General features: G+C 71.1%; 19 protein-coding genes. 7 read left to right on the top strand and 12 right to left on the bottom strand.

The features are described 5' to 3' along the window. Window position 1 precedes the first annotated feature (1 nt). The 4 genes from NI17_RS07165 (at window position 2) to NI17_RS07150 (ending at window position 5878) form a co-directional block, all read left to right on the top strand. Entirely contained in the window at window positions 2-946 is a 945-nt protein-coding gene (locus NI17_RS07165; RefSeq protein ID WP_068693410.1) for an ABC transporter permease, read from the top strand. Next, a complete protein-coding gene (locus NI17_RS07160) occupies window positions 943-2898 on the top strand; it encodes a dipeptide/oligopeptide/nickel ABC transporter permease/ATP-binding protein (protein WP_084012806.1) in 1956 nt (651 codons plus the stop codon). The genes NI17_RS07165 and NI17_RS07160 overlap by 4 nt, the downstream gene beginning before the upstream one ends. Further along, complete coding sequence (locus tag NI17_RS07155; RefSeq protein WP_068693411.1) at window positions 2895-3932, top strand: ABC transporter ATP-binding protein; 1038 nt, start codon at window positions 2895-2897, stop codon at window positions 3930-3932. The genes NI17_RS07160 and NI17_RS07155 overlap by 4 nt, the downstream gene beginning before the upstream one ends. Before the next feature lie 281 nt (window positions 3933-4213). Next, on the top strand, window positions 4214-5878 hold the full coding sequence (locus NI17_RS07150; protein ID WP_068693413.1) for a cation:proton antiporter: 1665 nt from the start codon (window positions 4214-4216) through the stop codon (window positions 5876-5878). A gap of 157 nt (window positions 5879-6035) precedes the next feature. Here the strand turns inward: NI17_RS07150 and NI17_RS07145 are convergent, their stop codons facing one another. From NI17_RS07145 to NI17_RS07105, 9 genes are all read right to left on the bottom strand, one after another. Beyond that, window positions 6036-7073, bottom strand: a complete 1038-nt coding sequence (locus NI17_RS07145) for a methionine synthase II (cobalamin-independent)-like protein (protein ID WP_068693414.1) — start codon at window positions 7071-7073, stop codon at window positions 6036-6038. Next, window positions 7066-7545, bottom strand: coding sequence for a GlcG/HbpS family heme-binding protein (locus NI17_RS07140; protein ID WP_068693416.1), 480 nt, complete (start codon window positions 7543-7545; stop codon window positions 7066-7068). The genes NI17_RS07145 and NI17_RS07140 overlap by 8 nt, the downstream gene beginning before the upstream one ends. After that, the gene (locus NI17_RS07135; protein ID WP_068693417.1) at window positions 7542-8327 is read right to left on the bottom strand and encodes an alpha/beta fold hydrolase; all 786 of its coding nucleotides are present in this window, start codon (window positions 8325-8327) and stop codon (window positions 7542-7544) included. The genes NI17_RS07140 and NI17_RS07135 overlap by 4 nt, the downstream gene beginning before the upstream one ends. 29 nt (window positions 8328-8356) lie before the next feature. Next, entirely contained in the window at window positions 8357-8737 is a 381-nt protein-coding gene (locus tag NI17_RS07130; RefSeq protein WP_068693418.1) for a VOC family protein, read from the bottom strand. Next, on the bottom strand, window positions 8728-9546 hold the full coding sequence (locus NI17_RS07125; RefSeq protein WP_068693419.1) for a fumarylacetoacetate hydrolase family protein: 819 nt from the start codon (window positions 9544-9546) through the stop codon (window positions 8728-8730). Before NI17_RS07125 ends, NI17_RS07130 begins: the two co-directional genes overlap by 10 nt. Window positions 9547-9563: 17 nt before the next feature. Further along, window positions 9564-11006 (bottom strand): NAD-dependent succinate-semialdehyde dehydrogenase, encoded by a 1443-nt coding sequence (locus NI17_RS07120; protein WP_068693421.1) that lies wholly within the window; start codon window positions 11004-11006, stop codon window positions 9564-9566. After that, window positions 11006-11914 carry a VOC family protein gene (locus NI17_RS07115; protein ID WP_068693423.1) on the bottom strand — a complete coding sequence of 303 codons (909 nt, stop codon included), beginning with the start codon at window positions 11912-11914 and terminating at the stop codon, window positions 11006-11008. The genes NI17_RS07120 and NI17_RS07115 overlap by 1 nt, the downstream gene beginning before the upstream one ends. Window positions 11915-12047: 133 nt before the next feature. Then, window positions 12048-12959: a LysR family transcriptional regulator gene (locus tag NI17_RS07110; RefSeq protein WP_068693425.1), complete on the bottom strand. Its 912-nt coding sequence runs from the start codon at window positions 12957-12959 to the stop codon at window positions 12048-12050. A 245-nt stretch (window positions 12960-13204) separates the two neighbouring features. Continuing rightward, window positions 13205-13792 carry a carboxymuconolactone decarboxylase family protein gene (locus tag NI17_RS07105; RefSeq protein WP_199860162.1) on the bottom strand — a complete coding sequence of 196 codons (588 nt, stop codon included), beginning with the start codon at window positions 13790-13792 and terminating at the stop codon, window positions 13205-13207. Between the two features lie 182 nt (window positions 13793-13974). On the opposite strand from NI17_RS07105, the gene NI17_RS07100 reads away from it, so the two are divergent. The 3 genes from NI17_RS07100 (at window position 13975) to NI17_RS07090 (ending at window position 15918) form a co-directional block, all read left to right on the top strand. Next, window positions 13975-14385: a cupin domain-containing protein gene (locus tag NI17_RS07100; protein WP_068693427.1), complete on the top strand. Its 411-nt coding sequence runs from the start codon at window positions 13975-13977 to the stop codon at window positions 14383-14385. 300 nt (window positions 14386-14685) lie between these two features. Continuing rightward, a complete protein-coding gene (locus tag NI17_RS07095; RefSeq protein WP_068693429.1) occupies window positions 14686-15333 on the top strand; it encodes a LysE family translocator in 648 nt (215 codons plus the stop codon). A 63-nt stretch (window positions 15334-15396) separates the two neighbouring features. After that, the gene (locus NI17_RS07090) at window positions 15397-15918 is read left to right on the top strand and encodes a hypothetical protein (protein WP_084012807.1); all 522 of its coding nucleotides are present in this window, start codon (window positions 15397-15399) and stop codon (window positions 15916-15918) included. An 11-nt stretch (window positions 15919-15929) separates the two neighbouring features. Here the strand turns inward: NI17_RS07090 and NI17_RS07085 are convergent, their stop codons facing one another. The 3 genes from NI17_RS07085 to NI17_RS07075 are packed head-to-tail and all read right to left on the bottom strand — an operon-like array spanning window position 15930 to window position 18474. Then, on the bottom strand, window positions 15930-16808 hold the full coding sequence (locus tag NI17_RS07085) for a metal ABC transporter permease (protein WP_068693431.1): 879 nt from the start codon (window positions 16806-16808) through the stop codon (window positions 15930-15932). Then, the gene (locus tag NI17_RS07080; protein WP_068693433.1) at window positions 16805-17539 is read right to left on the bottom strand and encodes a metal ABC transporter ATP-binding protein; all 735 of its coding nucleotides are present in this window, start codon (window positions 17537-17539) and stop codon (window positions 16805-16807) included. Before NI17_RS07080 ends, NI17_RS07085 begins: the two co-directional genes overlap by 4 nt. Next, on the bottom strand, window positions 17536-18474 hold the full coding sequence (locus tag NI17_RS07075) for a metal ABC transporter substrate-binding protein (RefSeq protein ID WP_068693435.1): 939 nt from the start codon (window positions 18472-18474) through the stop codon (window positions 17536-17538). The genes NI17_RS07080 and NI17_RS07075 overlap by 4 nt, the downstream gene beginning before the upstream one ends. Window positions 18475-18489 lie beyond the last annotated feature (15 nt).

The raw sequence follows: 18489 nt of genomic DNA, 5'->3' as shown, positions 1-18489 counted from the left end.
GATGAGGAAGCTCGTCGCCTACCGCCTCGCACTCGCCCTGCCCCAACTGGCTGCCGTGTCGTTGGTCGTGTTCTCACTGACCTACCTCATCCCGGGCAGCCCCGCGGCGGCGATCCTCGGCGCGCAGGCGACACCGGAGCGGATCGAGCAGGTCGAGGCCCAGTTGGGCCTCGACCGCCCGGCCCTGGTGCGCCTGGTCGAGTGGTACGCGGGCGCCTTCCAGGGGGACCTCGGCGTCTCCTTCGCCACGGCCCGGCCGGTCACCGACATGCTCCTGCAGCGGATGCCCGCGACGCTGTCGCTGGTCTTCGGCGGGATCACCGTCGCACTGCTGCTGGGCATCAGCCTCGGCGCGCTCGCGGGCATGCGCCCCGGCAGCGCCCTGGACCGCGTGGTCTCCTCCGTGACGTCCGTCGGCCTGGCCCTCCCGCAGTTCTGGGCCGGTCTGCTGCTCACCCTGGTGTTCGCCGTGAACCTGGGGTGGGTGCCGGTGATCGCCTACACGCCGCCGGGCGACGACCCGCTGGCCTGGCTGCACGGGCTGATCCTGCCGTCGCTGGCCCTCGGCATCAGCGCGGCGGCGCTGATCGCCCGGCAGACCCGCACCGCGATGGCGGAGGCGCTCTCCTCGCGCTACGTCGACACCCTGACCGCCGCGGGGGTCTCCCGGCGGCGGATCGTGCTGCGCTACGGCCTGAAGAACGCGATGGTCCCGGTGCTGGCGACCACGGGCATCACCTTCAGCATCCTGATCGGCGCCAGCTTCGTGGTGGAGAAGGTCTTCGCCTTCCCCGGCGTGGGAAGCCTGATGCTGACCAGCGTGATCGGCAAGGACTTCCCCGTGGTCCAGGCCGGTGTGCTCATCATCGCCTGCCTGGTCATCACTGTGAACCTGTTCATCGACATGGGCTACGGCCTGCTCAACCCGAAGGCACGTCCGCAATGAGTGAACCGCTGAAGGCGCCCGCGGAGGACGACTCCTCCGTCGGGCGCGCGTCCGCGGCGTCCGGCTCGGCACGTGTGCTGGGGCGCATCGCGCGCCAGCCCGTGACGCTGGGCGCCCTCGTCTTCCTCCTTCTGTTGGCGGCCTCGGCGATCGCCGCGCCCCTGGTCGTCCCGTACCCTCCCGCCGAACAGCACCACTCCGCCGTCCTGCAGGGCCCCTCCGCCGAGTTCCTGCTCGGCACCGACGACTACGGCCGCGACACCCTCAGCCGCCTGGTCTACGGCGCCCGGATCGCGCTGCTGGTCGGATTCGGCTCGGTGACCATCGCGATGCTGATCGGCGTACCGCTGGGTCTGCTGCTGGGCTACTACGGCGGCTGGTGGGACCGGCTCGGCACCCGTGCCCTCGACATCGCCGACGCGCTGCCGGGCATGCTCGTGGGGTTCGCGGTCATCGCGATCCTGGGGCGCGGTCTGCTGCCCATGATGGCCGCGATCGGGCTGATCTTCTGCATGAACTTCGCCCGCATCACGCGTGCGGTCACCCTCGCCGAACGCGGCAAGCTCTACGTCGACGCCGCCCGCGTCGCCGGTCTGCGCACCCCCGAGATCGTGTTCCGGCAACTGCTGCCGAACCTCGTGGGTCCGCTCATCGTCCAGGCCGCCGTGTTCATGGGGTCGGCGATCATGGTGGAGTCGGCGCTGAGCTTCCTCGGCCTCGGTCTCGACACTGCCACGCCGACCTGGGGCGGCATGCTCAGCGTCGCCTCCGGCGAACTGGCCCGCCAGCCCTTCCTGGCCTTCCCGCCCGGCGTGGCGATCATCGCGAGCGTGCTCGCGTTCAACCTCCTCGGCGACGGCGTCAACGACGCGCTGACCAACCGGCGCAGGCCCGCGAAACGGCGGACGCGCACGCCCGACGGCACGGGGGCCCGTCCGGCCGCCGCCGGAAGCGTCGGGGACACGGCGGCCGAGCCCGGCGCCCTGCTCCAGGTCCGCGGGGTGACGGTCGAACTGGACCGGCCCGCAGGCACGCCCGTCCCGCTGATCCAGGACGTGTCGCTGTCGGTGGGCCGCGGCGAGATGGTGGGCCTGCTCGGCGAGTCCGGCTCGGGCAAGTCGATGCTCGCCCGCTCCGTCCTCGGCCTGCTGCCCCCGGGCACCCGGCTGGCGGCCGGGTCGATCCGGCTCGACGGCGCCGAACTCGCCCACCGCTCCGAACGGGAGATGCGCCAGGTCCGTGGCCGCACACTCGCCGCCGTCTTCCAGGACCCGCTGGCCGCGCTGTCCCCGGTGCACACGATCGGCCAGCAGCTCACCGAGCCCCTCCACGCCCACCTGGGGATGTCGCGGGCCGCCGCGCGCAAGCGGGCCGCCGAACTGCTGGACCGCGTCGGCGTGGAGGACCCCCGGCGCCGCCTGGACGACTACCCCCACCAGTTCTCCGGGGGCATGGCCCAGCGTGTGGCGATCGCCATGGCGCTGGCGGCCGAGCCGCGGCTGCTGATCGCCGACGAGGCGACGTCGGCCCTCGACGTCACCACCCAGAGCCAGGTCCTGGACCTGCTGCTGGATCTGAAGGACGAGTTCGACATGGCGATCCTCATGATCACCCACGACCTCGGTGTGGTCGCCGAGACCTGCGACCGCGCCGCCGTGATGTACGCGGGCCAGATCGTGGAGGTCAACGACGTGCGGTCGCTGTTCGACCGGCCTCGGCACCCCTACACCGCCGCCCTGCTGGCGGCGAACCCCTCCGGTGAGGCCACGACCGACCGGCTGCCGACGATCCCCGGCCGCGTGCCGCTCGCCGGTGAGTGGCCGTCCGGCTGCCACTTCGCCAACCGCTGCGCGTTCTCCCGGGAGAGCTGCCTGCGGACCCCGGTCCCCCTCGCCGACGACGTGCGCTGCCTGCGCACGGGCGAACTCACCCTGGAGGTGTCGGTGCGATGAGCGCTCCCAGCAGCGAGCGGCTGCTCGACGTCCGCGGCCTGACGGTGGACTACGAGACCGGACGGGCGACGGGGTGGCGCAGGCGCCGGTTCCCCGCCATCGACGCGGTGAGCTTCGACATCCGCCCGGGCGAGACGCTGGGCCTGGTCGGCGAGTCGGGATCGGGCAAGAGCACCACCGGCCGCGCCATCCTGCGGCTCGTCGACGCCACGAGCGGCTCGATCCGCTTCGGCGGGCTCGACGTGACCGCGCTGGGCCACCGCACGCCCCTGTCGTACCGCCGTGACGTCCAGGCCGTGTTCCAGGACCCGTCGTCCTCACTCAACCCGCGCCACCTGGTGTCGAGGTCGTTGACGGCCGCGCTGCGCCGCCACGGCGTGGCGGACCGCGCGCAGCGCGACGCGATGGTCGCCGACGCCTTCGAGCGGGTCGGGCTGTCGCGGGCGCACCTGAACCGCTTCCCGTCGGAGCTGTCGGGCGGCCAGCAGCAGCGCGTCGCCATCGCCCGCGCGCTCGCGCTCCAGCCGAAGCTGGTGGTGTGCGACGAGGCGGTGAGCGCCCTGGACCTGTCGACGCAGAGCCAGATCATCAACCTGCTGGCCGACATCCAGGAGTCGACCGGCATGAGCTACCTGTTCATCGCCCACGACCTGCGCGTGGTGCGGCACATCTCGCACCGGATCGCCGTCATGCACTCCGGCAGGCTGGTGGAGTCGGCTCCCGCACAGCAGCTGTTCGACTCCCCGAAGCACCCCTACACCCGCGCCCTGCTGGCGGCCAGTCCCGCGACCCACCCCGAGGGCCGGGAGCAGCGCCGCGCGCGCCGCGCCGGCCACCGGTCCGACCGCCGCGGCGGTGGAACCGGCGGGGTCCAGCGCGGAGAGGCGGGCTGCCTGTTTCGCGACCGGTGCGGCAAGGCCATGGAGATCTGCCGCACGCGGACGCCCGCGCTGCGGAAGCTGGACGACGGCAGCCGCGTGGCCTGCCACCTCTACGAGGTGCACCAGGAGGAGAAGGTTCTCGCGGGGGCCTGACCGCCCGGGGTTCCGAGGGGAGTCCGCCGCCCGCGGGGGCCGGCGGGCTCCCCTGTGTCTTCCATGCCCCGGCCGAGCACCCGCCGCGTCCCGGCACCGGGGCCCGTTGCGCACGGCTGTCGGCCTTCGACGTTCGTCCCGGTGCTCGCGCCCGCCCCGGCATGAACCGGGGGTCGGAGGGGCAGGAGGCACCGTATGCGTTCGGAAGACGGTCCTGACATCCCTGTGGCGCGGCCGGGGTGGTCCCCGCACCGGTACCGCGAACCCCGGCGGGGCCGCTGATGGAGCCGCACGCCTTTCCGCTCGTCGCCGTCGTGCTCGCCGCGGCCGCCCTGGCGGGTCTGCTCGCCACCTGGCTGCGTCAGCCGCTGATCGTGGCGTTCATCGGCGTGGGCCTCCTGGTCGGCCCGGTCGGTACCGGCTGGGTCACGCCCGAGGGCACGATCGAACTGCTCGCCCGGCTCGGGATCGCGGTCCTGCTGTTCCTGGTGGGGCTCCGCCTCGACCTGCACCTGATCCGCACCACCGGGCCGGTGGCGCTGGCCACGGGACTCGGTCAGGTCGTGTTCACCTCGGTGATCGGTTTCCTGATCGCGCTGGCGTTGGGCATGGACACGGTGACCTCGATCTACGTCGCGGTCGCCCTCACCTTCTCGTCCACGATCATCATCGTGAAACTGCTGTCGGACAAGCGCGAGATCGAGCAGCTCCACGGACGCATCGCGGTGGGCTTCCTCATCGTCCAGGACATCGTCGTGGTCCTGGTGATGATCGCGTTGACCGCGTTCGGGCAGCAGACCGGCGGCAACCTGCCGCTCGACATCGCCCTGGTGCTCGCCAGGGGGGTCGGCCTGCTGGCGGCGATCGCCGTGCTGATGCGTTTCGTGCTGCCGTGGCTGCTGCACCACATCGCCCGCTCCCAGGAACTGCTGGTGCTGTTCGGGGTGGCCTACGCGGCCGCGGTGGCCGCGTTCAGCGAATGGCTCGGTTTCAGTTCCGAGGTCGGGGCGTTCCTGGCCGGGGTGTCGCTGGCGACCACCCCCTACCGCGACGCCCTGGGCTCCCGGCTGGTCAGCCTGCGCGACTTCCTGCTGCTGTTCTTCTTCCTGGACCTCGGGGCGAGGCTGGAGTTCACCGACGCCGGGAACCAGCTCACCGCGGCCCTGGTGTTCTCGGTGTTCGTGCTGGTCGGCAACCCCCTGGTGGTCATCGTGATCATGTCGGCGATGCGCTACCCGGTGCGGATCGGCTTCCTGTGCGGGCTCACCGTCGCCCAGATCTCGGAGTTCTCCCTCATCCTCGCCGCGCTCGGGCTCAGTCTCGGCCACATCACCAACGCCACGGTCAGCCTGATCACCATCGTCGGGCTGGTCACCATCGGCGGCTCGACCTACCTGATCCTGTACTCCCACCAGATCTACGAGCGCATCAAACGCTGGCTCGCGGTGTTCGAACGCACCGACAGCCGCCGGGTGCGGCTCAGCGAGGCCGAGGCCGAGGCCGACGTCATCCTCTACGGGCTCGGCCGGTTCGGCGGGCACGTGGCCGACCGGCTCGGCAGTGCCGGGCACCGGGTGCTGGCGGTGGACTTCGACCCCTACCGCGTCGCGGCCAACGACCGGGAGGGCGTGACCGCCGTGTTCGGCAGCGCCGAGGACGCGCACTTCCTGGAGTCGCTGCCGCTGTCGCGGGCCCGGTGGGTGGTCAGCACCATTCCCGTGCGCGACACCAACCTGGCCCTGCTGCACGGCCTGCGCCACCACGGCTACCGGGGCCGGGTCGCGTTCACCGCGCACACCTCGTACGAGTCCGAACAACTGCGTGCCGCGGGGGCCGACACCGTACTCGAACCGTTCGTCTTCGCCGCCACGGTCACCACCGACCTGCTCGACGACCTTCTGCGGACCGACGGTGACGGAGGCTCCCCCAGCGACGAACCCGGTTAGCGGGCCGCGGCGCGCACCCCTGCGGGTGCCCCGTGCGCGGACCGGGCACGAAGACCCCCGGGGCGCGGGAGCGTGCCGCTCCCACCGCGTCCGGGGGTCTCCAACCGCGTCGATCCGAGGACCAGTCGGCCGACGAGTCTGTGCGACCGGGTGCGCGCTACAGTTCGTTGCCCCAGCACATGCGGGCGACGGTCTCCACGTGGACCAGCTTGCGGCGCTGCTCGTCCTCGTTCAGCACCGCCCGGCCCGCCACGTCGGAGAAGCCCTCGCTGGGGCTGACCGCCATGTCGTCGATGTCCTTCACCTCGGCGGCGGCGTCCATCCGCGCCACGACCGTGTCGATGTCCTCCAGCTCCGGCGTCCTCGGGTCGACCACGCCGAGGCAGGCGTCCCGGTCGGCGGGGACCGCGCGCAGCAGGGCCAGTTCGCCCTCGGTGCCCCCGCAGTACGGCAGCACCCACCGGTCCACGGGCACCTCCTCGAACACCCTGGCCGCGGCGGCGGTGTCCACCTCGCCCTTGGCCGAGTGCGTGGGGCACAGTCCGATGCGGACGTCCTCGGGCCTGGAGACCCCGCTGACCGCGGCGGTGTCGATCGCGATGCAGTCCTCCAGCGGCAGCAGGGGCGTGCGCCCGGGGACCAGGTGCCGCGCGTAGGCGAAGTTGTTGATCTGGATGAGGCGCACACCGGCCTCGACGAGCCGCCCGATCTCCTCGCCGATGATGCGCGCCAGCTCCTCGCCGAGTTCGCGGGCGCTCCTCCACGGCCCGCTCGGCTCGAAGCACTGCGCCGCCAGCCAGGCCGGGGACGGCAGGCTGACCTTGGGGGCGATGACGGTCTGCTCCTTGAGGAAGGCGATCCGGTCGGCGACGAGCGGCCGCTCGGCCTTCAGCTCGCCGTCGGCGATCCAGCGCACCCGGCCGTAGGCGTCCAGTTCGTCGGTCGGACGGAACCCGCTCACCGCGTCGAACACGACGCTGCGGGTGTCCTCCCGCGGGAACTCGCCGTCGGTGACCACCGTGAAGCGCAGTTTCCGCTGCAGCCGCACGGCCTCGGCGATCGCCTCCTCCTCGACCCTGCGCAGCTCCTCCTCGTCGATGGCGCCGGCCTGCCAGCGTCGGCGCGCCTCCATCAGACCCGACGGCCGGATGAGGCTGCCGTGGTGGTCGATGCGGTATTTGAAGTCGTCAGCCATCGCGCCGTTCCTCCTCCTCCGCGGCGGTCTGCTGCTGCGCGCCGCCCCAGGCCTGGAACTGCAGTTCGTATCCCAGCGCTTCCAGCACCTCGTCGCAGATCTGCTGGTCCTCCTCGCTGGTTCCGCCGGAGATGCCCAGACCGCCGAGGATCTCACCGTCGCGCTTGATGGTGACGCCGCCGTCTGAGGCGATGATGGGGTGGGTGCCCATCGTCGAGAGCTGGGCGAAGAAGCCCGGGTTGCTCTCGGCCCACGGCTTGAGCAGCTTGCCGGGGCGCTGCATGACCGCCGCGGTGTAGGCCTTGGCCGTGGCGATGCTGGGGGTCAGCGGGCGGGCGCCGTCGGACCGCTTGATCAGGACGACGAAGCCGCCGGAGTCCACGACGGCGACGCTGAACGCCCTGCCGATCCTCTGGCCGCTCTTCAGTGCGGCCTCGACGATCTCCTCGGCGTCTGCCAGGGTGAGCTTCATGCGGTTGCCTTTCGCTGGGTGAGGCCGTCACGGATGCGGATGACGGCGGCGTTGAACAGTTCCGGCGCCTCCCAGTACATGGAGTGCGGTGCGCCCGGGATGAGCTCCAGGCGCGATCCCGGGAGCAGTTCGTGGGCGCGCCGGACGGTGGCGGCGCTCAGCACCGCGTCGTTCTCGCCCGCCAGGAAGCAGACGGGGATCCGCGCGGCGGCGATCTCGTCGATGGTCGGACCACCGGTCGAGAGGTTGCGCAGGTCGGCCATCTTGGCGACGTTGAACGTGCCCATCTGCTGGAACAGGAAGGTGCGGGCCGGCTCCCGCTTCTGGAAGTCCCTGCTCAGCAGCCGGTCGATCACCGGGAGCTTGACGGCCTCGGCGCGGTCGGCGGCGACCAGCTCGGTCAGCTCCGGGTGGTTGATGCCGCCCAGCGAGTGGGCCAGGGCGACCCCGCCGACGCGGTCGGGGCGGCGCATGGCGGCCCGCAGTGCGACGACGGCGCCGATGGACTGGCCCACCAGCAGGACGTCGCTCAGGTCCTCGGCGTCGAGGACGGCGATGATGTCGTCCGGGAACTCCCAACTGTCGAACTCGGTCATCGACGAGTCGGAGTTGCCGAAGCCGCGCAGGTCCATGGTGACGACGGTGTAGCGGTCGCGCAGTTCGGCGACCTGCTGCCACCAGGCGGCGTGGTGGCCGCCCGAGCCGTGCACGAGCAGCACCGCCGGTCCCGTGCCGTGCACCTCGTAGTAGATGGACACGCCGTTGGAGTTGGCGATCGCCATCGGTCTCTCCTCGTGTGGTGCGGGGTCGGTCAGGCCGGGCGCTTGGAGTGGTAGACGATCTCGATCATGGTGTGGTCGGGATCGTGGATGTAGCAGAACTTCGACCGGTTCTCGGGGCGCTCGTTCGGTCGGGTGTGGCGCACGCCGATCTCCTTGAGGTGGGCCAGGAAGCCCTCCCAGTCCTCGACCTCCACCGCGAAGTGGTAGGGCGCCATGCGGTCCATCTCCTCCACGGGGGTGAAGTGGAGGTCGAAGTTGCCGCGGGTCATCAGCAGGACCCTGGTGTTGCTCTTGGCCGGGATCGCCTTGAGCCCGAAGACCTTGCCGTACCACTCCTTGGTGCGCTCGGGGTCGGTGGTCGGGAAGTTCACGTGGTGGATGTATTTCGGCTCGTTGGCCTTCAGTTCCATGGCTGTCGGGGTTTCCTTTCCGGGGGTGCGTCACTTTCGGACCTGACGGGGTTGGAGAGCACACCGATTCCGCTGATGTCGATGTCGACGGTGTCTCCCGGCTCCAGTTGGCAGAGGGAGTCGGCTCCCATCCACAGGACGTCGCCGGGGTGCATGGTGATGTACCTGGTGGTCTCGACGATGTACTCGTAGGGGTCGAAGATCATGTCGCCGGTGGGGCAGGAGGTCCGCTCCTCCCCGTTGACGCGCACGGTCGTGGTCTGGACGAGCGGGTCGACGTCCGTCTCGATCCAGGGCCCCATGGGTTTGAAGGTGTCGCTGTTCTTGCTGCGCCAGAACGTGCGGTCCCGGTGCTGCCACTCGCGGGCGCTCACGTCGTTGCCGACGGTCCACCCGAAGACGGCCTCGCGGGCCTCCTCGTAGGTCGCGCGGCGCAGGGGGCGGCCGATGACCGCGACCACCTCCCCCTCGGCCTCGAAGCGTCCGCTGACGTCCACGGGCTTGACGATGGGCGCGCCGTGGCCGATCAGGGCGTTGTTGGCCCGGTAGCCGACCTCGGGGCGGTCGGGAACCGCGCCCGCGTAGCCGGTGGACAGGGCGTGCTCGGCGTGGCGCCGGTAGTTGAGCCCCACGGCGTAGAACACGCCCGGGACGACGGGCGGCAGGAACTCGACCGTCTCCAGCGCCAGCGCCTGTCCGCTCGGGGCGGGGTCGCCCTCCAGGGGCGACCCGCTCAGCAGGTGGACGGCGTCGCCGTCGACGCGGCCCCAGCGGGGGCGTCCGTCGACCGCGACACGGCAGAATCGCATGGTCGGACCAGGCCCTTTCAGTTCAGCCGGTGGGAGACGCGCTTGGTGACGAGGTAGGCGTCCAGTCCCTCCTCGCCGCCCTCGCGGCCGTAACCGCTGGACTTGAAGCCGCCGGAGGGGGCCTCGTGCACGGAGCCGCCGCAGTGGTTGATGGAGAGGATGCCCGCCTCGAGGTCCCGCACGAGCCGCTCGGCGGTGGCCGCCGACCCGGTGAAGCCGTAGGCCGCCAGGCCGTAGGGCAGCGAGTTGGCGATGCGCAGCGCCTCGTCGAGGTCGCTGAAGGGCACGACGGGGGCGAGCGGGCCGAACGGCTCCTCCCGCATGAGTTCGGCGTCCTCGGGGACGTCGACCAGGACCGTGGGCGCGAAGAAGTAGCCCGGCCGGTCCAGGCGCTGGCCACCGCACAGGACCTTGGCGCCGCGCTCGGTGGCGTCGGCGACGAGTTCCTCCATCGCGGCCAGGCGGCGGTCGTTGGCCAGCGGGCCCATCGTCACGCCGTCGGCGAGGCCGTCGCCGATGACGACCTCCTCGGCCTCCTCGACGAAGGCGGAGACGAACCGCTCGTAGCCGCTCTCGTGCACCAGGAAGCGGCTCGGGGAGGTGCAGACCTGCCCGGCGTTGGCGAACTTGGCGGCCGCGGCGCGCTTCGCGGCGGTCACCGGGTCGGCGTCGGCGCAGACGATGACGGGTGCGTGCCCGCCCAGTTCCATGACGGAGGGCTTCATCGCCGCACCCGCCGCCGAGGCGAGCAGTCTGCCGACGGGGATGGAGCCGGTGAAGGCGACCAGCCGCGTGACGGGCGAGGCGATGAGGTGCGAGGAGACCTCCGCGGGCTCGCCGAAGACCAGGTTGAGGGCTCCGGCGGGGAGTCCGGCCTCGTCGAAGCAGCGGACGATCTCGCAGGCCGTGCCGGGGGTCTCCTCCGAGGCCTTGATGATGATCGAGCAGCCGGCGGCGAGCGCGGCGGAGATCTTGCGCATGGGCGAGCCCGCCGGGAAGTTCCACGGGGTGAACGCGGCGACGGGTCCGATGGGCTCCCTGCGGACCGAGAGCACCGTGTCGGGGGCCGAGGGGATGACCCGGCCGTAGGCGCGGCGGGCGTTCTCGGCGTTCCAGCGCAGCGAGTCGGCGACGCGCAGCACCTCGCCGCGGGCCTCCTTGAACGGCTTGCCCTGTTCGATGGTCATGATCCGGCCGACGTGGTCGGCCCGGGCGGTGAGGCGGTCGGCGGCGTCGCACAGGATCGCGGTGCGCCGCGCGATCGGCGCGGCACGCCAGGCCTCGAAGCCCGTGACGGACGCCTCCAGTGCGCGGTCGAGGTCGGCGACGGTGGCCAGGGGCACCTCGCCGACGGTCTTCTCGTTGGCCGGGTTGAGCACCGGGGCGGTCCGCCCCGTCTCCCCCCGGCACCACTCGCCGGCGATGTACATCCGGATGGCGGGGTAGGTGGGTTCAGGCATTATCGGTTCTCTCGTGACGTGCGCAGAGTCCAGATGTGGTGGGGTGGTGCGGTCTCGTGGACGCGGGTTCCGTAGGAGGAGTCCACCCGGTCCATGTCGGCGGCGTACTCCACGCGTCCGCCGCAGGGGGCGTGGACGAACCGGAAGACGTTGGAGCCGATGGTGTGCCGCCCCAGGCGCCTGGACTCCAGCCAGCCCCGCTCGATCATGTGGTTGGCGCCCTCGATGACGTCGTCGAAGCCGGGCACCTCCAGGGCGATGTGGTTCATCCCGGCCCGGTCGGGGCGGTGGCAGAGCAGGAAGTTGTGCTGCTCCTCGTCGTCCTCGCAGCGCATGAAGGTGCCCATGGGCTTCACCACGTCGGTGGCGACGAAGCCGAGGCGGTCGAGGTAGAAGTCGATCGCCTCCTGGTGGCCCTGCTTGGGGATGTTGAGCGCGACGTGGCAGATCCGCAGCGGCCGGACCTGCCCGACGGTCTCCAGGACGGTGTTCCTGCGGGTGATGTGCCCCATCGTGTTGCGCGGGCGCGGCTCGTCCGGTTCGAAGCCGTCCGGTCGGGCCAGGGTGAGGCCGAGCCCGAAGCCGGTCTCGTCATAGGTGTGGTAGGTCCCGTCGTCGGTGCGCCGCACGGGGCGGTCGACCGCGAGCCTGCCGACGAGCCGTTCCAGTTCGTCCGGGGTGTCGACGCCCCAGACGACCTCTCGGACGGTGGGGGCCGGTTCCACGGGAGGCGGCAGGGCGCTGTCGGGTTCGGTCCGGAGGTGGACGGTCTGCTTGACGAGGGTCTCGAACACGGCCCCGGTGTGGTCCGACTCGACGAGCGTCAGTCCGAGGTCCTCGAAGAAACGGACACTCTCCGAAACATCCTCAACACTGTAAGTGATAGATTCGACGCGCTGGATTCCCACCGCCGTCACCTTTCTCGCGGGCTTCGAGGTGCCGTGGTCACCGCCGACACCTGTTGATCCTAGAAATCGGACAGGTCGGCCACCACCGTGAATGCCGCAACCGTTTGTTGCACACGGCGAGGGGGCCCGCCGTTCACCCCTCGAACACCGGGATGGGGTTGTCCGAGAACCAGGCGGTCATGAAGTCCAGGAAGACCTGGATCTTGCGGGGGGTGCGCTGCGCCGGCCCGTAGATCGCGTACAGCGGCCGGTCGGGCACGGGCAGCTCGGGGAGCAGGACCTGCAGCGCCCCGTTCGTCAGGTCCTCGTAGGCCGGCCGGTGGGGCAGCAGGGCGATCCCCCGTCCGTGCACGGCGGCCTTCTGCAGGGCGATGTAGGAGTTCGACTGGAAGGCGACGTTGCGGATCTTGTGCAGGGTGCTCTCGTGCCCGTGGCCGATGCGCCAGACCGGATCGTTGACGTGGACGAGGCAGTTGTGGAACGCCAGGTCGTTGGGCGAGGTCAGGGAGCCGTGCCGCCTGAGGTAGGACTCCGCGGCGCACAGGACGAACGGCAGCGAGGCGATCTTCCTCAACCGGACGCTGGAGTCGCGCAGGTCCCGGGTGTGGAAGGCGATGTCGAACCCGCTGTCCAGGAAGTCGTAGGTCCGGTCCGACAGGCCGCCGAGCTCGAACCGCACCTGGATCCTGGGATGCGCGACGGCGAACGCGGCGACGGCGTCGCCGAGGTCGAGGCCGCCGATCCACTTGGGGCAGATGATGGACAGCGTCCCCTCCGGGCGGTCGTGCAGTTGCGCGATGCTCGCGTCCTCCTGGTCGATCTCGTCGAGGATCCGCTGGGCGAACTCGCTGTAGCGGACCCCGAGCTCGGTCAGGCTGACCGACCGGGCGGTGCGGTTGACCAGCCGCACGCCGACCTGCTTCTCCAGGTCCGCCACGTGCCGGGAGATGAGCGACCCCGAGGTACCCAGCAGCTTGGCCGCGCCGCTGAAGCTGCCGACCCTTGCGACCGTGACAAAGCTCCGCATGACGAGAAGGCGGTCCATGAATACCTCCGGCACAGGCCACAGGCGGGGAAGTACCCCTCTAACCTGCGCTTTTGTGTTCCTTGACGACTTTAACAGCGATCAGGGGCGACAGTAGTTATGAACTTAGAAGTACTTCGCGGCGCTCCCCTCCGGCCACTCTCGGTGCCCCTCCTCGGCGGAACCCGGCGACCTTCCTGCGCCCTGGAAGCGGCGCCGTCGCGCCGCGGGCGTCGGCGCTCCCGCGTCCCGGGGCGGCCGCGCCGCTACTGCCCGTCGGCGCCGTCCGCCACCCGGCCGTAGCCGCGGATGTCGGGGAAGGGGGGCGTGCGGTCGGGCTGCAGGTCGACCTGGAACGTGTTGAGGCACATGGCGAGCATGCTGAAGTTGCCCAGCGAACCGACGGCGTCCACGAGCCCCTGGGCCCCGAAGTGCTTCTCGGCCCTGCGGAACGTCTCCTCCCGGACGAAGTGCTCCTCCAGGATCTCGCGGCAGAACCGGTAGAAGGCGTCGTCATCCTCGCGCTCGAACTCCGGCTCCCCGCGCTCGGCGATCGCGCGGACGGCCTCGGCGGGGATGCCCGCCTCGATCGCCTTGTCGACGTGGGCGTTCCAGGAGTACTGCGCGTCCCAGTGCCGCGCGGCCATCAGCAGCGACAGCTCCCTCAGCCGCAGGGGCAGGGAGGACTCGAAGCGGACGAACGCTCCGAGCGCCTCGACGCGGTCGCACAGCTCCGGGCTGTTCAACCACACCTGGAACGGGCCGCGGACCGCACCCCGGCGCCCGGCGATGCGCGCGGCCATCTCCTTCTGCCGTTCGTTCATGTCGTTCGGGTCGATCTTGGGAAGTCTCACGGCCGGTTACCGCCTTCGCCTCGGTTTCGGGGGGCTCGGAAACGATGTGGCACGACCGTACAGCGCGCGCCGCGGCCCGCACAGAGCACGCGATGCAAGGTAAAGCTGTATGTTCTGCGGCTCCTCCGGAGGGGGTCGGGGAGTTAGCCTCGGACGCCGAAGCCCAGGCAGAGGAGGATGCGGTGCCGACCATCATCAAGGCGTCCGAGGTTCGGGTGCTCGACCGCGGCGGTTCGATCACCACCACCCCGCTGATCACCAAGGAGTCGGCGGGCGAGGAGAACCGGATCACCAGCGGAATGAGTGTCTATCCCGTGGGAACCGGGGCGCCGATGCACTCGCACAACTGCGACGAGCACGTCACCGTTCTCGAGGGCGAGGCCGAGGTGGTGGTGGAGGGGTCGGTGACCCGTCTCGGCCGGTTCGACACCACCTACATCCCCTCGCCCATTCCGCACCTGTTCCGCAACGTCGGCGACACCCCGCTGCGGATCCTGTGGGTCTACACCTCGCGCACGGTGACGCGCACCTTCACCGACACGGGGATCACCGTGGAGCACCTGTCCCCCGAGGACCAGATGGGCCGGGACTGACCGCTTCCCCCGGGCGGCACCGGCCCGCCGGACGCGGTCCGGGAAGCAGCGCCCGGCCCCGCCGAGCACGGATCTCTCCGTTCTCCCCCTCCGTTCCGGGAAAAGCCCGCCCGGAACTCCCGGTGTCCAGGAGATCCCTCTCCCGCCTGTCCACCGGGATTCCGGGCGGCAGCGGCTCCGGGCTCCCGGGGCGCGTGCGGCCGACCGGGTCCGCGGTCCGCGGGCCCGGTCGGCCGCAAACCCCGTGCGCGCGGGGCGCCGCGGCCGTAGGCTGGCGGACGACAGAACGGAGCCCTCCTCGTGGTCAGTCTCCCCGCCGTGCTCGGCATCGCCGCCGTCTCCCTGGTCATGGTGCTCACCCCGGGGCCCAACATGGTCTACCTGGTGTCCCGGTCGATCACGCAGGGGCCGCGCGCGGCACTGGTGTCGCTGCTGGGGGTGGCCGCCGGTTTCCTCGTCTACCTGTGCGCCGCCACCGCGGGGCTGCTCGCGGTGTTCGCCCTGGTCCCCGCGGCCTACACCGCGTTGAAGATCGCCGGGGGCTGCTACCTGCTGTACCTGGCCTGGCAGGCGCTCCGCCCCGGCGGGCACTCGCCGTTCGAGCCCGCTCCGCTGCCCGCGGAGTCGCCCGGGAGGCTGTTCACGATGGGGCTGGTCACCAACCTGCTCAACCCCAAGATCGCGGTCCTGTACGTCTCCCTGCTCCCCCAGTTCGTCGACCCGTCCCTGGGGCACGTGGCCGTGCAGAGCCTGGTCCTCGGCTCGGTGCAGGTCTGCGTGGCGGTCACCGGCAACGCGGTCATCGCCCTCGGCGCCGGTCTCATCGCCCGCTTCCTCGCCGAGCGCCCGGTGTGGCTGCGCGTGCAGAAGGCCTTCATGGCCACCGTGCTGGGGGCCCTGGCGGTACGGATGTTCACCGACCGCTCCACCGCCCCGGCCGCTCCCTGACCGGATCCGCCGCGACGGACGGCGCCCGGACCGTGGTGTGCGCGGGCCGCTGGGGTCGATCCCGTGGCGGCCTCGCTCTCCTTCCGGCAGCAGATCTTCGTGGACTTCCGCAACCTCGTGTCCGACCACCCGCACGACCACGGGTTCCGCTGGGTCGACGCCCAACTCCTCCGGTTCGTCCCGCCGAAGGCGTCCGACACCGAACTCCTCGCCGCGCTGATCCGCCCCGTCCGGTTCCGGGACGGTTACGCGGGCGACGGGGTGCACGAGTCCACCACCTGGCACGGCCCCTACCGGATCCGCCACATCACCGTCGACGCCTACGAGCCGACCGGTCCGCAGGCGGCGGAGAAGCCGGTCCGGGAACGGGCCGAGGAGGAGCGCACCGTCCCGGAGTCCCCGGAAGAGGTGCTGCTCGACACCGTCTACCGGCCGGTGCGGACGGCCTCCGCGCGTTACCTGCTGAAGGACCTCGGCTGCGGCGCCTTCCACGACTGGGGCGGCGTCCACACCGAGTTCCACGAACTCGTGCTCGTCGACCGGCGCGAGCACCGCCTCACCCTGCTGGTCGCCGCCGACGACTGACCCGTCGCCCCTCAGCTCCCGCGCCCGGCCGCCGGTGCGGCGAGCCGCCGCTCCGCGATCCGCCGGGCGAGCAGGCCGTGGCGGGGGGCCAGCAGGTAGGCGGCGGCGAAGGCGAGGGCCTGGACGACGACGATCATTCCGCCGGGGGTGACGTCCAGCAGGAAGCTGGCGTAGACGCCCACCACGGAGGCGGCCACCGACACCGCCACCGCGATGAGCACCATCCGTTCGAAGCGGTCGGTGAGCAGGTAGGCGGTGGCGCCGGGGATGATCAGCATGGCGACCACCATGATGATGCCGAGCACCTGCAGCGCGATGACCACCGTCACCGCCAGCAGCCCCAGCAGCAGCGCCTCCAGGCGGCGCGGGCTCAGTCCGATGGCGTGGGCGTGGGTGGGGTCGAAGGCGTACAGGGTCAGGTCGCGGTGCTTGAGTGCCACCACCGCCAGTGCCAGTACGGTCATCACCACGATCTGCGCGATCTCGGTGCCGCTGACGCCCAGCGGGTCGCCGAACAGGATGTGCCGCAGGTCGGTGTCGCTGGAGATCCGGGACAGCACCACGACGCCCAGGGCGAACATCGCGGTGAACACGATGCCGATCGCGGCGTCCTCCTTGACCCGGGAGGTGCGGTTGACCGTGCCGATCAGCGCCACCGAGCCCACGCCGAACACCAGCGCCCCCACCGCGAAGGGCAGCCCCAGCAGGTAGGACAGCACCACGCCGGGCAGTACCGCGTGCGAGACGGCGTCGCCCATCAGCGACCAGCCGATCAGTGTCACCCAGCAGGACAGCACCGCGCACACCGCGCCCGCCAGCACGCTGACCAGCAGCGCCCGCTGCATGAACTCGAAGGTGAAGGGGAGGGTGAGCCAGTCGACGAGCGTCATGCCGTCTCCTCCTCCAGACCGAACGTGCGCAGCAGCAGATCGGGGGCGAGCACCTGCTCGGGGCTGCCGTGCGCCAGAACGCGCCGGTGCAGCAGCACCGCCTCGTCGCACAGCTCGCCCACCCCGGCGAGGTCGTGGGTGGACACCAGCAGGGTGGCGCCGGCGTCACGCATGTCGCGCAGCACCCGGACGATGGTGCGCTCGGAGGGCTTGTCCACTCCCGCGAACGGTTCGTCCAGCAGGAACACGCCGGCTCCCTGGGCGATGCCGCGGGCCACGAACGCGCGTTTGCGCTGGCCGCCGGAGAGCGCGCCGATCTGCCGGTGGGCCAGGGAGGTCAGTCCGGTGCGTTCCAGGGCCTCGGCGACGGCCTGGTGGTCGGACCTCCTGGGGCGGCGGGTCGGACCCATGTGGCCGTAGCGCCCCATCATCACCACGTCGACCACCCGCACCGGGAAGGCCCAGTCCACCTGTTCGGTCTGGGGGACGTAGCCGAGGAGTCCGCGTCTGCGGGCCCGCGCGGGGGACAGGCCGTGGATCCGGACGTCTCCGCGCTGCGGGGCGACCATCTCGGTGATGGCCTTGAACAGGGTGGACTTGCCCGAACCGTTGGCGCCCAGCAGTCCGCACACCACGCCGTGGCCGAGTTCCAGGGTGACGTCGTCGAGTGCCAGGACGTCGCCGTAGCGCACGGTGAGGCCGTGCACCGACAGCGCCTGCGGAGTGGTCACAGTCGCTCCCCCTCTCCGTTGAGTCCGCTGACGATGGCCTCGGCGTCGTGGCGCAGCAGGTCCAGGTAGGTGGGCACCGGGCCGTCGGCGGTGGACAGCGAGTCCACGTACAGGGGGGTGCCCAGGACGGCTCCGGTCTCGTGGGCCACCTGGCGTTGGGCGCCGTCGTTGACGGTGCTCTCGCAGAAGACGGCGGGGACCTCGTGCTCGCGGACGAACTCCACCACCGAGGCGATCTGCTGGGGGGTGCCCTCGCCGTCGGAGTTCATCGGCCACAGGTACTTCTCGGTCAGTCCGGTGTCGCGCGCCAGGTAGGAGAAGGCGCCCTCGCAGGTGACCAGCACCCGGTGCTCCTCGGGGAGCGTGGCGATCTCGGCCTGGAGGAACTCGCCGATCTCGGCGATCTCCTCCTGGTAGGCCTCGGCGTTGGCCGCGTAGTCGGCGGCGTGGTCAGGGTCGAGTTCGCTGAGTGCCGCACGGATGTTGTCGACGTAGACCAGGGCCTCGTCGGGGGACATCCACGCGTGTGGGTTGGGCTGTCCCGCATACCCCCCGGAGGCCACCGGGATGGTCCGGACCCCCTCGGTGAGCACGCGGGTGGGGGCGTCGAGCGGGTCGGTGAACTGTTCGAACCACAGTTCCAGGTTCATGCCGTTGGCGAGGACGAGGTCGGCGCCCTGGGCGCGGACCAGGTCGCTGGGGGTGGGGTCGTACTCGTGGATCTCGGCGCCGACCTTGGTGACGGACTCCACGCGGACGTGCTCGCCGGCGACGTTGCGGACCATGTCGGCGAGGACGGTGAAGGTGGTGAGGACGGTGGGGCGTCCGTCGTCGGCCTGTTCGGCGGTGGAGAGGCTGCACGCGGTGAGGGCGCACGCGAGCGCGAGACCGACCGCGGCCGTGCGGAAGGTGCGACAATCTACAGAGTTCGCCACGCCTAACTTTTACCA

It is taken from the genome of Thermobifida halotolerans (genome assembly GCF_003574835.2).
Classification (GTDB): domain Bacteria; phylum Actinomycetota; class Actinomycetes; order Streptosporangiales; family Streptosporangiaceae; genus Thermobifida; species Thermobifida halotolerans.
Note: the sequence above shows the minus strand (reverse complement) of the source record. Positions and strands in the feature narration are given on the sequence as shown.

Coding starts and splice junctions, on each gene's coding strand:
- NI17_RS07110 (WP_068693425.1), bottom strand. CDS start 12,959: ATGGACCGCCTTCTCGTCATGCGGAGCTTTGTCACGGTCGCAAGGGTC.
- NI17_RS07120 (WP_068693421.1), bottom strand. CDS start 11,006: ATGCCTGAACCCACCTACCCCGCCATCCGGATGTACATCGCCGGCGAG.
- NI17_RS07150 (WP_068693413.1), top strand. CDS start 4,214: ATGGAGCCGCACGCCTTTCCGCTCGTCGCCGTCGTGCTCGCCGCGGCC.
- NI17_RS07145 (WP_068693414.1), bottom strand. CDS start 7,073: ATGGCTGACGACTTCAAATACCGCATCGACCACCACGGCAGCCTCATC.
- NI17_RS07125 (WP_068693419.1), bottom strand. CDS start 9,546: ATGCGATTCTGCCGTGTCGCGGTCGACGGACGCCCCCGCTGGGGCCGC.
- NI17_RS07085 (WP_068693431.1), bottom strand. CDS start 16,808: ATGACGCTCGTCGACTGGCTCACCCTCCCCTTCACCTTCGAGTTCATG.
- NI17_RS07130 (WP_068693418.1), bottom strand. CDS start 8,737: ATGGAACTGAAGGCCAACGAGCCGAAATACATCCACCACGTGAACTTC.
- NI17_RS07135 (WP_068693417.1), bottom strand. CDS start 8,327: ATGGCGATCGCCAACTCCAACGGCGTGTCCATCTACTACGAGGTGCAC.
- NI17_RS07155 (WP_068693411.1), top strand. CDS start 2,895: ATGAGCGCTCCCAGCAGCGAGCGGCTGCTCGACGTCCGCGGCCTGACG.
- NI17_RS07165 (WP_068693410.1), top strand. CDS start 2: ATGAGGAAGCTCGTCGCCTACCGCCTCGCACTCGCCCTGCCCCAACTG.
- NI17_RS07140 (WP_068693416.1), bottom strand. CDS start 7,545: ATGAAGCTCACCCTGGCAGACGCCGAGGAGATCGTCGAGGCCGCACTG.
- NI17_RS07160 (WP_084012806.1), top strand. CDS start 943: ATGAGTGAACCGCTGAAGGCGCCCGCGGAGGACGACTCCTCCGTCGGG.